A 14114-nucleotide genomic window follows, 5' to 3' on the forward strand; every position below is an offset into this window, starting at 1 on the left:
TTTGTTTCGCTACGGAATATTCCGTCTGGTGGAATCTACAAATGGGCGGGCGGGCGCTCAGGCGTTGCGGTCGGCGGCGTCCCCGACGAGCGCGTAGGTCTGCTGCGCGATCTCCAGCTCCTCGTCCGTCGGCACCACGGCGACAGCCACCCGGGCGTACTCCGGCGAGATGATCCGGGCCTCGTCGGAACGTACGGAATTCAGCTCGCCGTCGACCGCGAGACCCAGTTCCTCCAGGCCGGCCACCGCAGCTTCGCGCACCGGCGCCGCGTTCTCACCGACCCCCGCCGTGAACGCGATCGCGTCCACCCGGCCGAGCACCGCGTAGTACGCGCCGATGTACTTCTTCAGACGGTGGATGTAGATGTCGAAGGCGAGCCGCGCGGCCTCGTCGCCCTCGTCGATCCGGCGGCGGATCTCCCGCATGTCGTTGTCGCCGCACAGCCCGACCAGACCCGACTTCTGGTTCAGCAGGATGTCGATCTCGTCCGGGGACATCTTGCCCACCCGCATCAGATGGAAGATGACGGCCGGGTCGACGTCTCCTGAACGGGTCCCCATCACCAGGCCCTCCAGCGGGGTGAGCCCCATGGACGTGTCCACGCACTCGCCGCCGCGCACGGCCGACGCGGAGGCGCCGTTGCCCAGGTGCAGCACGATCAGGTTGACCTCGGACGGGTCCTTGCCGAGCAGCTCCGCCGTCTTGCGGGAGACGTACGCGTGCGAGGTGCCGTGGAAGCCGTAGCGGCGTACCCGGTGCTCGTCGGCGGTGGCCACGTCGATCGCGTAGCGCGCCGCGGACTCCGGCATCGTCGTGTGGAACGCGGTGTCGAAGACGGCGACCTGCGGCAGATCGGGGCGCAGCTCCATGGCCGTACGGATCCCGGTCAGGTTCGCCGGGTTGTGCAGCGGCGCGACCGGGATGAGCCGCTCGATCTCGGCGAGGACCGTGTCGTCGACGACGGTCGGCTCGGTGAACTTCAGGCCGCCGTGGACCACCCGGTGGCCGATCGCGGCCAGCTCGGGGGAGTCCAGGCCGAGCCCGTCCGCCGCCAGCTCGTCGGCGACCGCGTTCAGCGCTTCTGCGTGGTCGGCGATCCGCCGGTTCTGCTCGCGGGCCTTGCCGTCGGCGGCCAGCGGGGTGTGCTTCAGGCGCGAGGTCTCCTCGCCGATCCGCTCGACCAGGCCGACCGCGAGCCGTTCGTGGCTCGCCATGTCGAGGAGCTGGTACTTGACCGACGACGAGCCGGAGTTGAGGACGAGGACACGGGTCGCTGTCACTGGGCGGGAGCCTTTTCGGTGGGGGTCTGGGCCTGGATCGCCGTGATGACGACCGTGTTGACGATGTCCTGCACGAGCGCGCCGCGGGACAGGTCGTTGACCGGCTTGCGCAGGCCCTGGAGGACCGGGCCGACGGCGATCGCGCCGGCCGAGCGCTGCACGGCCTTGTAGGTGTTGTTGCCGGTGTTGAGGTCGGGGAAGATCAGCACGCTCGCCTGGCCGGCGACCTCGGAGCCGGGCAGCTTGGTGGCGGCCACCGACGGTTCGACGGCGGCGTCGTACTGGATCGGGCCCTCGATCTTCAGGTCGGGGCGCCGCTCCTTGACGATCTCGGTGGCCTCGCGGACCTTGTCCACGTCGGCGCCGGAGCCGGAGGTGCCGGTCGAGTACGACAGCATCGCGATCCGCGGATCCACGCCGAACTGCGCGGCGGTGGCCGCGGACTGGGCGGCGATGTCCGCGAGCTGCTGCGCGTTCGGATCCGGGTTCACCGCGCAGTCGCCGTAGACGAGGACCTTGTCGGCCAGGCACATGAAGAAGACGGACGACACGATCGCGGCCTCCGGCTTGGTCTTGATGATCTCGAAGGCCGGGCGGATGGTCGCGGCCGTGGAGTGCACCGACCCCGACACCATCCCGTCGGCCAGCCCCTCCTGGACCATCAGCGTCCCGAAGTAGTTCACGTCGGCCACGACGTCGTGCGCCAGCTCGACGGTGACGCCCTTGTGGGCACGCAGCTGCGCGTACTCCTGGGCGAACCGGTCCCGCAGTTCGGAGGTGGCCGGGTCGATCAGCTCGCTGTCGGCGAGGTCCACGCCGAGGTCGGCGGCCCGCTTGCGGATCTGCTCGACCGGGCCGAGCAGCGTCAGGTCGCACACCCCGCGGCGCAGCAGGACGTCCGCCGCGCGCAGCACCCGCTCCTCGGTGCCCTCGGGCAGCACGACGCGCCGCTTGTCCGAGCGGGCCTGCTCCAGCAGCTTGTGCTCGAACATCATCGGCGTCAGGCGGTCGGTGGAGGGGGCCTGGATCGTGCGCAGCAGGCCCGCCGTGTCGGCGTACCGCTCGAACAGGCCGAGGGCGGTCTCCGCCTTGCGCGGCGTCGCCGCGTTCAACTTCCCCTCCAGCGCGAAGAGTTCGGCCGCGGTGGGGAAGGAGCCGCCGGCCACGGCGACCACGGGGGTGCCGGGCGCGAGCCGGTCGGCGAGCTTGAGGATCTCCTCGCCGGGCCGCTCGTCCAGCGTCAGCAGCACTCCCGCGATCGGCGGGGTGCCCGCGCTGTGCGCGGCCAGCGAGCCCACCACCAGGTCCGCCCGGTCCCCGGGGGTGACGACCAGACAGCCCGGCGTCAGCGCGTTGAGGAAGTTCGGCAGCATCGCGCCGCCGAAGACGAAGTCCAGGGCGTCCCTGGCCAGGCCCGAGTAGTCGCCGAGCAGCACCGTGCCGCCGAGCGCGTGGGTGATCTGGGCGACGGTCGGCGCGGAGAGCGCGGCCTCGTCGGGCAGCACGTAACAGGGCACCGGCAGCCGGTTGCCGAGCCGCTCGTCGATCTCGTCGCGGTCCTCGGGGCGCACCCGGTTGGCCACCATCGCCAGCACGTCGCAGCCCAGGCCGTCATAGGCGCGGAACGCGTTGCGGACCTCGGCGCGCACCGACTCGGCGGTCTGCTTCTTGCCGCCGACCACCGGGATCACGGACGCGCCGAACTCGTTCGCGAGGCGGGCGTTCAGGGCCAGCTCGTCGGGGAGCTGGGTGTCGGCGAAGTCGGTGCCGAGCACCAGGACGACGTCGTACTCACGGGTCACCGCGTGGAACCGGTCGACCAGCAGCGACACCAGCTCGTCGGTGCCCTGCTCGGCCTGCATCGTGGACGCCTCGGCGTAGTCCATGCCGTACACGGTCGACGGGTCCTGGGAGAGCCGGTAGCGGGCCCGCAGCAGATCGAAGAGCCGGTCGGGACCGTCGTGGACCAGCGGGCGGAAGACACCCACCCGGTCGACCTGGCGGGTCAGCAGCTCCATGACTCCCAGCTCGACGACCTGCCGGCCGTCGCCCCGGTCGATCCCGGTCACGTACACGCTGCGCGTCACGTGTGCTCTCCGTTTCCTCACGCGGGCCCCTGAGCAGGACCGGAGGGTCCGCACCGGGGGCCCGAAATGGCCGTATCGAAAGCTGTGCCCTCTTGACAGTACCTCCGGGTATGGCTAGGTCGCCCGCCGGACAAAGGGCCTGAACATCAGGGTCTCCGTGCCCGTCCCAGGAGGGCCGAACCGCCTCTCGTACGCCTGCGCGAACGCGTTGTCGCGCGGAGCGTGGAAGAATCGCAATGGCTCAGACGAACCAGAAGCGAGCAGGAGACACAGCACGATGCGCATCGGAGTTCTCACCGCAGGCGGCGACTGTCCTGGTCTGAACGCAGTGATCCGGTCGGTCGTGCACCGAGCGGTCACGCACTACGGAGACGAGGTCATCGGCTTCGAGGACGGCTACGCGGGCCTGCTCGACGGCCGCTTCCGCCCGCTGGATCTGAACGCGGTCAGCGGCATCCTGGCCCGCGGCGGCACCATCCTCGGCTCGTCCCGGCTGGAGCGCGACCGCTTCCGCGCGGCGTGCGACAACGCCAAGGAGCTGATGGACAAGAGCAGCCTCGACGCGCTCATCCCCATCGGCGGCGAGGGCACGCTGACCGCCGCCCGCATGCTGTCCGACGCGGGCGTCCCGGTGATCGGCGTCCCGAAGACGATCGACAACGACATCTCGTCCACCGACCGCACCTTCGGCTTCGACACGGCCGTCGGCGTGGCGACGGAGGCGATGGACCGCCTCAAGACCACCGCCGAGTCCCACCAGCGGGTCATGGTCGTCGAGGTCATGGGCCGGCACGCGGGCTGGATCGCCCTGGAGTCCGGCATGGCCGGCGGCGCCCACGGCATCTGCCTGCCCGAGCGCCCCTTCGACCCGTCCGACCTGGTCAAGATGGTCGAGGAGCGCTTCTCGCGCGGCAAGAAGTTCGCCGTCATCTGCGTCGCCGAGGGCGCGCACCCCGCCGAGGGCACGATGGACTACGGCAAGGGCGCCATCGACCAGTTCGGCCACGAGCGCTTCCAGGGCATCGGCACCGCGCTCGCCTACGAGCTGGAGTCGCGCCTCGGCAAGGAGGCCCGCCCGGTGATCCTCGGCCACGTGCAGCGCGGCGGTACCCCGACCGCGTACGACCGCGTGCTCGCCACCCGCTTCGGCTGGCACGCCGTGGAGGCCGCGCACCGCGCCGAGTACGGCCGGATGACCGCCCTGCGCGGCACCGACATCACGATGGTGCCGCTCGCCGAGGCCGTCACCGAGCTGAAGACGGTCCCGAAGGACCGGATGGACGAGGCCGAGTCGGTCTTCTAGACCCCGCCGGCCCCCGCGTCACGGAGTGCGGATCCTGGACCAGAACTCGTCCAGGATCCGCTCCATGAAGTCCCGCCCGGCGTCCCCCGACCCGGACGAGCCGCCGCCGCCCCAGCTCAGCGTCGCCGCCATCAGCGCCTGGTACTCCAGGTGCATCTCGTGCAGCACGTCCTCCAGCTCCCGCCGCTGTACGGGGATCAGCCGGCTCAGCGGCTTGGTGTACGCCTGCCAGCGCGTCGTCGCCGCCCGGCGCAGCAGCTCCGCCAGCTGCCCGTCCCGCCCGGTGACCGTCGCGAACGCGCGCGGGGCGAGCCGCAGCACCTCGGCGAGCGCCGACGACTGCCGCTCGGTGCCCCGCCACTCGCCCGTCTCCTCCATGCGCAGGTACGAGTGGATCTCCAGGCCCACGAACCGCGCCACGTCCTCCGGGGCGAGCCCGAGCGCGAGCCGGTGCTCCCGCAGCGTGCGCGGCGCGCCGATGAGCTCACCCGGGGAGCACCACAACGCCCCGGCCAGCGCGGTCAGTTCACCGGCGCTCGGGGTCGCGTCGCCGTGTTCCCAGGCGATGATGGTCTCGGGGGTGATGTACGCCAGCCCGTACGACGCGCGCATCCCGTACGCGACATGGCCCGGGGCCATCCCCAGCGCCTCACGGAGGCGGCGGGCGGCGGGGGCGTTGAACGGCGGGGTCGGCTGGTTCGCCGGAGCCTTCTGCTGCACGGCCACAAATTAGGGGGCGAACGCCTTCTTGGCTACGGTGTGTTCACACCTCGTGACATGTCGTAGGAACGTACAGGTGCCGAGGGGTGCCCCGGGCGGGTCAGCCCTTCACCGCGCCGCCGAGGGCGAAGCCGCCGCCGAACCGCCGCGACACGAGGACGTAGAGCAGGATCACCGGCGTCGAGTAGATGATCGAGAACGCCGCGAGCTGCCCGTAGACGACCGTGCCGCGGTTGCCGAAGAAGTCGTTGATGCTGACCGACGCCGGCATCTGGTCGGGGGAGAGCAGCAGCATGAACGGGACGAAGAAGTTCCCCCACATCATCGCGAAGCAGAAGACGGTGACGACGCCGATGCCGGGCCCCATCAGCGGCAGCACGATCCGCAGCAGCGACTGGAAGGTGCCCGCGCCGTCGGTCCATGCGGCCTCCTCCAGCTCCTTCGGCACCCCGTCCATGAAGTTCTTCATCAGCCAGATGGCGAACGGGAGTTGGGACGCGGCGAAGAAGTAGATCGTGCCCGCCATCGTGTCGATCAGGTTCACCTGCACGAACAGCGCGTACACCGGCACCATGACTGCCGTGATCGGCAGACAGGTCGCGAACAGGATCGTGGCCAGGTACGGGTTGTTCAGCCGCGAGCGGTAGCGCGAGAGCGGGTACGCGGCGAGCGCCGCGCAGGCGACGGTCAGGGCCGTCGCCCCGCCGCACAGGATCAGGCTGTTGAGCAGCGGGGTGAAGGTGATGTCCGGGGTGAGCACCGCGTCGAAGTTGCCGAACGTGGCGTGCGAGGGCCACTTCACCCGCAGGTTCGCGTCGGTGTCGAGCGAGGACAGGACCACCCAGGCGAGCGGAAGCCCGAAGGCGACGAGGACCAGGATCAGGGCCGTGTCGGCGGTGAGCCGGTTGCGGGTGCTGCGGCGGGTCACGGGTGCCTCCGTCTCACGGCTCTGAGCGCAACAGGCGCATGTAGACCACCGAGAACAGGGAGCCGACGATCAGCAGGAGCAGGGCGACCGCGGTGCCGTAGCCGATCATGCTCTTCTGGAACGCCTGCTCGTACATGAACAGCGGGAGCGTCTGGCTGTGGTTGCTCGGCCCGCCCCGGGTCATCACCCAGATCAGGCCGAAGACGGACAGGGTCTGCAACGTGTTCAGCATCAGGTTCGTGCCGATGGAGCGCCGGATCATCGGCAGCGTGACGTGCCAGAGCCGCTGCCACGCGTTCGCGCCGTCCACCTCGGCGGCCTCGGTGATCTCGGCCGGGATCTCGTCGAGCGCCGCCGAGTAGACGAGCATCGAGAACGCGGTGCCGCGCCACACGTTCGCGAACGACACCGCCAGGATCGGCAGTGTGAACAGCCAGTTCTGGGACGGCAGTCCGAGCCAGTCGAGGATCGCGTTGAGGGTGCCCTCGCGGCGGAAGAACGCGTACAGCAGGAACCCGGCGACGACCTCGGGCAGCACCCAGGCCGTGACGACGACGGCCGCGGTGACGGTCCGCACCGGCTTCGAGGCGCGCTTCATGAGCGCCGCGAGGGCCAGGCCCAGGGTGTTCTGGCCGACGATCGACGACAGGAACGTGAAGACGAGGGTGAGCCGGACCGCGTTCAGGAAGGCGTCGTCGTGGAACGCGGCCTTGAAGTTGTCGAGGCCGACGAAGGACGAGGTCGCCTGGCCGGTGAGCTGGAGGTCGGTGAAGGCGATGTAGACGCAGTAGGCGATGGGGCCCGCCAGGAAGAGGGCCATGACGATCGTGGCCGGGGCCATGGGGAGGGCCCGGAGTACTGATCGCCTACTGGGTGGGGTCTTTCCCGATGTTGGCGGCTTTCGGTTGTGCGTGGCTGGTCGCGCAGTTCCCCGCGCCCCTGACGGGGACTGCGTCCCCTCAGGGGCGCGTGACAACTTTGCCGTCCGCTGCCGTCTTCAGTTGGTCGTCGTACGTGGATGCCGCCTTGTCCACCGAGGCGTCGCCGGTCGTCACCGACTCCATGGCCTCCTGGATCGACGTCGACACCTTGGGGTACGCGGGATAGGCGGGCCGGTAGTGGGTCGAAGCCACCAGGTCGGTGAAGAACTTGATGCCGGGCTGCGCCTTCACGTACGCGGGGTCGGCGGCCACGTCCTTGCGGACCGCGATGCCGGAGTTGGCGATGTACCAGCGCCGGGCGTTGTCCTTGGTCTGCATCGTCTTGATGAAGTCGAAGGCGAGGTCGGGGTTGGCCGCCTTGGTGGGGACGGCCCAGGTCCAGCCGCCGGACATGGAGACCTTGCCGGGCGCCTGGCCGTTCTGGGTCGGCATGTACGCGAGGCCCAGCTTCTGCGACCACTCCGGCCATGCGTGGCCGGCGCCCTTGATCCAGTCCTGCGGGAGCCAGGAGCCGTCGAGGTCGATGCCGACCTTGCCCTTGGGCAGGAGTTCCCCGCGGACGGTGGTGCCGATGTTCGGGTCGAGCGCGTCGGAGACGTCGGGCCCGAGCTTCTCCTTGTAGACCGTCTCGACGAACGACAGGCTGTCCTTGAAGGCCTTCGACCCGGCGATCCACTTCTGCGAGGACTTGTCGTAGAGCGGGTCGGAGCCGCCGTCGCCCGTGCCGTACAGCAGCATCTCGAAGCCCTGCATCGTCGACTGCTCGCCGCCCGCCTTGCCGGTGTACAGGTTCAGCGGGGTGACGCCGGGGACCTTCTTCTTGATGGTGCGGGCGGCGTCGAGGACCTCGTTCCAGTTCTTCGGCTGCCAGGGGGTCGCGATGCCCGCCTTCTTCAGGACGGCCTTGTCGTACCAGAGGCCGCGGGTGTCGGTGCCGTCGGGAACGCCGTACGTCTTGCCGTCCTGGCCCTTCGCGGCGGTCTTGGCCGTGTCGATGAACTGGTCCCAGTCCGACCACTTGTCGAGGTAGCTGTCCAGGGGCCTCAAGTACCCGCTGGTGATGTCGGAGTTGACGAGGAAGGTGTCCTCGTAGACGAGGTCGGGCGCCGTCCTGGGGGAGCGGAGCATCTGCTGGAGCTTCGTGTAGTACTCGGCGTCCGGTGCCTTGATCGGGACGAGCTCGACCTTCTTGCCCGGGTTGGCCTTCTCGAACTGCTTCTTCATCGCGGTCAGGTAGGTGTCCGGGACCTTGCTCATGTTGTCCGTGGACTGCTTGTACGAGACCTTCACGGTGTTCGAGTCGCCGCCGGATCCACCCCCGCACGCGGTGAGGGTTCCGGCGGCCAGGAGCAGGACGGTGGCGGTGAGGAGCGGGGCGGTGGGGCGCACGGGCACGACCTCCTACGGACCGTCGCGGGCTGCGTTGCCGCGCGTGGCTGCCCGTGAACGTACGGTCCGGTCCGGAGCAGGGTCAATGGGTGTGCAGAGGGCCGTGGGAAGACTCTGAGAGAGTGTCAATTACTTAGGTAAGGCTAACCTAAGCTACTCTTGCGGTGGCGCCACAACATGCCCACCTGTAAAGGAGATTGACGCAGCATGCCTCGAATCACCCCCAGGATCCGTCGCTCCGCCGCCCTCGTGGTGGCCCTCGTCGCGGGCGGCGCGCTGGCCCCCGCCGCGCACGCCGGCAGCGGTGCCGCCGCCACCTCCGCCCCCGTCACCAAAGGCCTCTACCAGTCGGCGTACTCCGAGCGGAACCACGCCCTGTGGACCACGTCGGCCGTGGGCCGCCCACCGGTGACGACCTCGGCGCTGACCCGGCTGAACCCGGACACCCTCGCCGTCGAGGCGACGTACACGCCGCCCGTCACCGACACCGCGACCGGCGCCGTCGAAGCGGTCTACGGCATCGCCGTCGACGACGAGCACAACACCGTCTGGGTCACCAACACCCGCGACAACAGCGTCGCCGTCTACAGCCAGCGCGACGGCCGCCACCTCGCCACGCTCCCGAACGTCACGCACGCCCGCGAGATCGTCGTCGACGAGCGGCACGACACGGTGTGGGCCTCCGGCTTCGGCGACGGCAGCCTCGTCGCCTTCGACAGCCGTACATACAACGAGAAGAAGCGCGTCACCGTGGACGGCGCCGGTCCGACGGGCCTCGCCGTGAACGAGCGCACCGGCACCGTCTACGCCGCCGACCTCACCAACGACCAGCTCATCGAGGTCACCCGCAGGTCCGCCACCCCGCGGCTGATCCCGACCGGCGACGGCCCCATCTCGGTGTCCCTCTCCGCGAACGGGCGCACCGCATACACCGCCGACAACACGGCCGGCACCGTCGACGTCATCGACCTCGACAAGGGCATCGTCACCAAGTCCGTGCCGACCGGCGCCGGTCCGCTGTCGGTCGCCACCGACACCCGGTCCGGGAAGGTCGTCGCCGTCAACCGCACCGACGCGACGGCCACCGTGGTCGACCCGCGCAAGGGCACCGTGGTCAAAACAGTCCCGACCGGCGCCAACCCCAACCACATCGAGATCGCCCACGGCACCGCCTATGTCGTGGACAAGTCGGGAGCCTCCCCGACCGGCGACGACACGCTGACCCGATTCCGGGTGAAGTAGGAGATCGTCTGCGGGTGCGGCTCAGTTCCCCGCGCCCCTGGGGGAAGCTGCGCGAAGCGCATGCTTCAGGGGCGCGGGGAACTGCGCGAGAAGCGGCCACCGGCCCGCACCCGACGACGAAGCCCTACTTCCAGGTGTAAACCAGCTCAGGCCGCCCCACCTGCCCGTACTGCGGACTGCGCCCAGCCCGCCCCGAGTCCACCAGATGCTCCAGATACCGCCGGGCGGTAATGCGCGAAATCCCCACAACCTCGGCAGCCGAAGCCGCGGTGACCCCCTCAGGCGCGGCCTCCCGCAAAGTAAGAGTCACCCGCTCCAGCGTCGGCCCGCTCAACCCCTTCGGCAGCGCGGCCGGCGCCGGCGACCGCAGATTTGCCAGAGCCCGGTCCACCTCGTCCTGCCCGGCCGCCTCCCCACTACTGGTCCGGTACTCGGCATACCGCACAAGACGGTCCCGCAACGTCGCGAAGGTGAACGGCTTCAGCACGTACTGCACGACCCCGAGCGACACCCCCTCCCGCACCACCGCCAGATCCCGCGCCGACGTCACCGCGATCACATCGGTCTGATGCCCGGCGGCCCGCAACGACCGCGCCAGCGCAAGACCGTGCCCGTCGGGCAGATGCAGATCGAGCAGGATCAGATCGACCGGGACCCGGTCCAGAGCCCGCCGCGCCTCGGCAGCGGTGTGCGCCCGCGCCACGGTGGTGAACCCCGGCACCCGGTCGACGTACATCGTGTGCGCGTCGGCCGCCACCGGATCGTCCTCGACGACCAGGACCCTGATGTCACTCATGAGGTACTGCCTTTCGCATCGGACGTGGCCCCGGACCCGCGCGGCCCCGGCACACCGTAGGCACCCGGGCCGACGGCCAGCGGCATCCGCACGGTGAACGCGGCGCCCCCGCCCGGATCCCGGTCCAGAGCGAGCGTCCCCTGCCCGCGCGCCACAGCCTGCCGTACGAGGGCGAGCCCCAGACCCCGCCCCCCGGGTCCGGCCGGCTTGGTCGACCAGCCGCGCTCGAACACCGCGTCCGCATGCTCCGGATCGACCCCCGGCCCCGAGTCCGCCACCCGCAGCAGCAGCCCGTCCGCCTCCGTACGGGCGGTGACGGTGACCCGGGCGCGCGGCGAACCCTGCGCCGCGTCGACGGCGTTGTCGATGAGATTGCCGAGCACCGTGACGAGATCCCGCGCGGACAGCACCTGCCCGAGCGCCCCGCCCGGCCCCTCCTCGACCTCCTCGACCCGGGTGTCACCGGAGACGACCAGCTCGACACCCCGCTCATTGGCCTGCGCCGCCTTGCCGAGCAGCAGCGCGGCGAGCACCGGCTCGCTCACCGCGCCCACCACCTGGTCGGTCAGCGCCTGCGCCAGCTCCAGCTCGGCGGTCGCGAACTCGACGGCCTCGTCGGCCCGCCCCAGCTCGATCAGCGACACCACGGTGTGCAGCCGGTTCGCCGCCTCGTGCGCCTGCGACCGCAGCGCCTGCGTGAACCCCCGCTCGGAGTCCAACTCGCCCATCACTGCCTGGAGTTCGGTGTGATCGCGCAGGGTCACGACGGTGCCGCGCCGCTCCCCGCTGGTGACCGGCGACGTATTGACGACCACGACCCGGTCGGCCGTCAGATGCACCTCGTCGACCCGCGGCTCGGTGGCGAGCAGCGCCCCGGTCAGCGGCGCGGGCAGCCCGAGCTCGGCGACGGACCGCCCGACGACCTCGTCGCCGCCCACCCCGAGCAGCATCCGCGCCCCGTCGTTCATCAGCGCGACCCGCCGCTGCCCGTCGAGCATCAGCAGCCCTTCGCGTACGGCGTGCAGCGCGGCCTGGTGATAGGCGTGCATCCGGCTCAGCTCACCGGCGTTCATCCCGTGCGTGTGGCGCCGCAGCCGCGCGTTGACCACGTACGTGCCGATGCCGCCGACGATCAGCGCGGCTCCCGCGACCCCCGCCACGGCGAGCACCTGCCCGCGCGCCTGCGCCGTGATCTCGTCGATCGTTATCCCCGCGCTGACGAGCCCGACGACCCGCTTCTGACGGTCGTACACCGGAGTGACCACCCGCACCGAGGGCCCGAGCGTCCCGGTGTACGTCTCCGAGAACGTCTCGCCCTTCAGCGCCGGCCCGATGTGCCCGAGGAACCGCTGCCCGATGTACCGGGTCGTGGGGTGCGTCCACCGGATCCCGTCCGTGTTCATGATCGTCACGAAGTCGACGCCGGTGTGCTTCTGCACGTCACGCGCGTACGGCTGCAGCCGCACCGTCGGATCCGCGTCCCCGGTGATCGCGTCCCGTACCGAATCGGCGTCGGCGACCGCCGTCGCCGCGGCCGTCGCCTGCCGCCTCGCCGACGTCTCCGCCTGCCTCTTGTCACTGAGATACGTGAACAGCGCGCACCCGGCGACCACGGCCGCGACCAGCACGACCTGCATCGCGAAGAGCTGGCCGGCCAGGCTGCGGGGGCGGGGAAGACGCAAGGAGCGCATGCGGTCAGTCTGCCCGTCGGTTCAAGCGGGAACTAAATGAACGGAAGGGTGACGGTGCTCACGGCCTGGGAGATAGTCACCGGGATCCGAGCCGCAGGACGTGAGCCGCACGCACCGCCGTGGCCGGGAGAAGCCCAGTACGCCGACACCGTCGTCAGCAGCCAGGAGGGAACCGTGGCCGAGAACGGGACCGCGACCACCGACCAAGCCCCGCAACCCGCGAAGCCCGCCGCGAAGCGGGACCGCACGCACTACCTCTACATCGCCGTCATCGTGGCGGTCCTCCTCGGCGTCGCCGTCGGCTTCATCTGGCCCGACTTCGCCACGGAGCTCAAGCCCATCGGTACGGGCTTCGTGAACCTGATCAAGATGATGATCTCGCCCATCATCTTCTGCACGATCGTGCTGGGCGTCGGCTCGGTCCGCAAGGCCGCCAAGATCGGCAAGGTGGGCGGTCTCGCCCTCGGCTACTTCATCGTGATGTCGATGGTCGCCCTCGCCATCGGCCTGATCGTCGGCAACATCCTCGAGCCCGGCAGCGGCATGCACCTGACCGAGGCCACGAAGGGCGTCGGCCAGGCGGCGGCCAAGGACGCGAGCGAGGGCCCGGTCGACTTCGTCCTGGGCATCATCCCGACGACCCTGGTCTCCGCCTTCACGGAGGGCGAAGTCCTCCAGACCCTCCTGGTCGCCCTCCTCGTGGGCTTCGCACTCCAGGCGATGGGCCGGGCCGGCGAACCGGTGCTGCGCGGCATCGAGCACATCCAGAAGCTCGTCTTCCGCGTCCTCGGCATGATCATGTGGGCCGCCCCGATCGGCGCGTTCGGCGCCATGGCCGCCGTCATCGGCGAAACGGGCGTCGACGCCCTCAAGGCACTCGCCACCATCATGATCGGCTTCTACGTCACCTGCGCCCTGTTCGTCGGCATCGTGCTGGCGGCGATCCTGCGCATGGCGACGGGCTTCAACATCTTCGCCCTGCTGAAGTACCTCGGCCGGGAGTTCCTCCTCATCCTCTCGACCTCGTCCTCCGAGTCGGCGCTGCCGCGTCTGATCGCGAAGATGGAGCACCTCGGGGTCTCCCGCCCGGTCGTCGGCATCACCGTCCCGACCGGCTACTCCTTCAACCTCGACGGCACCATGATCTACCTGACCATGGCGTCCCTTTTCATCGCCGACGCCACGGACCAGCCGATGAGCATCGGCCAGCAGATCGGCCTGCTCCTCTTCATGATGATCGCGTCGAAGGGCGCGGCGGGCGTCTCCGGCTCCGGGATCGCGGTCCTCGCCTCCGGTCTCCAGTCGCACAAGCCGGGATTGGTCGACGGGGTCGGACTCATCATCGGAATCGACCGCTTCATGAGCGAGGCCCGCGCCCTGACGAACTTCGCAGGCAATGCGGTGGCTACGTTGCTGATCGGCTGCTGGACAGGAGAGGTGGACCGCGACCGGGTCAAGCGGGTCCTCGCCGGCGACCTCCCCTTCGACGAGCGCACGCTCCTCGACTCGGGTTCGGACGACGCCCGCTCGGACGTCCCCGCACCGCGCGAGGACGGCGAGAAGGAGCCCGTCGGAGCCTGAAAACTGCTCTGAACACCGCTCTGACCTGCGGCGGGGGGGGGGGGGGGGGGGGGGGGGGGGGGGGGGGGTTTTTTTTTTTTTGGGGCTGGGGGGGGGGAGTATGTTGTTTTCTTTCCCCCCCACCGTTGGGGAACAAGGCCCCCCCCCCCCCCTCC

Annotated in this window: 11 protein-coding genes; 3 read left to right on the top strand and 8 right to left on the bottom strand. The window is 70.0% G+C overall.

The annotated features are described in order from the left end of the window. Positions 1-57: 57 nt before the first annotated feature. Both ACFVDP_RS42700 and pta read right to left on the bottom strand, forming a co-directional pair. Entirely contained in the window at positions 58-1281 is a 1224-nt protein-coding gene (locus ACFVDP_RS42700) for an acetate kinase (protein ID WP_383502969.1), read from the bottom strand. Beyond that, a complete protein-coding gene (pta, locus tag ACFVDP_RS42705) occupies positions 1278-3368 on the bottom strand; it encodes a phosphate acetyltransferase (protein WP_383502972.1) in 2091 nt (696 codons plus the stop codon). The genes ACFVDP_RS42700 and pta overlap by 4 nt, the downstream gene beginning before the upstream one ends. 277 nt (positions 3369-3645) lie before the next feature. On the opposite strand from pta, the gene ACFVDP_RS42710 reads away from it, so the two are divergent. Next, complete coding sequence (locus tag ACFVDP_RS42710) at positions 3646-4671, top strand: ATP-dependent 6-phosphofructokinase (protein WP_383502975.1); 1026 nt, start codon at positions 3646-3648, stop codon at positions 4669-4671. A gap of 18 nt (positions 4672-4689) precedes the next feature. Here the strand turns inward: ACFVDP_RS42710 and ACFVDP_RS42715 are convergent, their stop codons facing one another. From ACFVDP_RS42715 to ACFVDP_RS42730, 4 genes are all read right to left on the bottom strand, one after another. After that, entirely contained in the window at positions 4690-5391 is a 702-nt protein-coding gene (locus tag ACFVDP_RS42715; protein ID WP_383502978.1) for a helix-turn-helix domain-containing protein, read from the bottom strand. Between the two features lie 100 nt (positions 5392-5491). After that, the gene (locus ACFVDP_RS42720) at positions 5492-6319 is read right to left on the bottom strand and encodes a carbohydrate ABC transporter permease (RefSeq protein WP_383502982.1); all 828 of its coding nucleotides are present in this window, start codon (positions 6317-6319) and stop codon (positions 5492-5494) included. Between the two features lie 13 nt (positions 6320-6332). Next, positions 6333-7160: a carbohydrate ABC transporter permease gene (locus ACFVDP_RS42725; protein ID WP_383502985.1), complete on the bottom strand. Its 828-nt coding sequence runs from the start codon at positions 7158-7160 to the stop codon at positions 6333-6335. 118 nt (positions 7161-7278) lie between these two features. Next, the gene (locus ACFVDP_RS42730) at positions 7279-8649 is read right to left on the bottom strand and encodes an extracellular solute-binding protein (RefSeq protein ID WP_383502988.1); all 1371 of its coding nucleotides are present in this window, start codon (positions 8647-8649) and stop codon (positions 7279-7281) included. A gap of 207 nt (positions 8650-8856) precedes the next feature. Here ACFVDP_RS42730 and ACFVDP_RS42735 point away from each other — a divergent pair, with 207 nt between their 5' ends. Then, complete coding sequence (locus ACFVDP_RS42735; RefSeq protein ID WP_383502991.1) at positions 8857-9891, top strand: YncE family protein; 1035 nt, start codon at positions 8857-8859, stop codon at positions 9889-9891. 124 nt (positions 9892-10015) lie between these two features. Here the strand turns inward: ACFVDP_RS42735 and ACFVDP_RS42740 are convergent, their stop codons facing one another. Further along, a complete protein-coding gene (locus tag ACFVDP_RS42740) occupies positions 10016-10687 on the bottom strand; it encodes a response regulator (protein ID WP_383502994.1) in 672 nt (223 codons plus the stop codon). Continuing rightward, positions 10684-12378, bottom strand: a complete 1695-nt coding sequence (locus ACFVDP_RS42745) for an ATP-binding protein (protein WP_383502997.1) — start codon at positions 12376-12378, stop codon at positions 10684-10686. Before ACFVDP_RS42745 ends, ACFVDP_RS42740 begins: the two co-directional genes overlap by 4 nt. A 174-nt stretch (positions 12379-12552) precedes the next feature. On the opposite strand from ACFVDP_RS42745, the gene ACFVDP_RS42750 reads away from it, so the two are divergent. After that, positions 12553-13959 carry a cation:dicarboxylate symporter family transporter gene (locus ACFVDP_RS42750; RefSeq protein WP_383502999.1) on the top strand — a complete coding sequence of 469 codons (1407 nt, stop codon included), beginning with the start codon at positions 12553-12555 and terminating at the stop codon, positions 13957-13959. Positions 13960-14114 lie beyond the last annotated feature (155 nt).

This window comes from Streptomyces sp. NPDC057694 (assembly GCF_042799415.1).
Taxonomy (GTDB): domain Bacteria; phylum Actinomycetota; class Actinomycetes; order Streptomycetales; family Streptomycetaceae; genus Streptomyces.

Excerpts from the sequence above, each read along its gene's own strand:
- ACFVDP_RS42735 (WP_383502991.1), top strand. The coding sequence starts at position 8,857 with ATGCCTCGAATCACCCCCAGGATCCGTCGCTCCGCCGCCCTCGTGGTG.
- ACFVDP_RS42710 (WP_383502975.1), top strand. The coding sequence starts at position 3,646 with ATGCGCATCGGAGTTCTCACCGCAGGCGGCGACTGTCCTGGTCTGAAC.
- ACFVDP_RS42725 (WP_383502985.1), bottom strand. The coding sequence starts at position 7,160 with ATGGCCCCGGCCACGATCGTCATGGCCCTCTTCCTGGCGGGCCCCATC.
- ACFVDP_RS42745 (WP_383502997.1), bottom strand. The coding sequence starts at position 12,378 with ATGCGCTCCTTGCGTCTTCCCCGCCCCCGCAGCCTGGCCGGCCAGCTC.
- ACFVDP_RS42740 (WP_383502994.1), bottom strand. The coding sequence starts at position 10,687 with ATGAGTGACATCAGGGTCCTGGTCGTCGAGGACGATCCGGTGGCGGCC.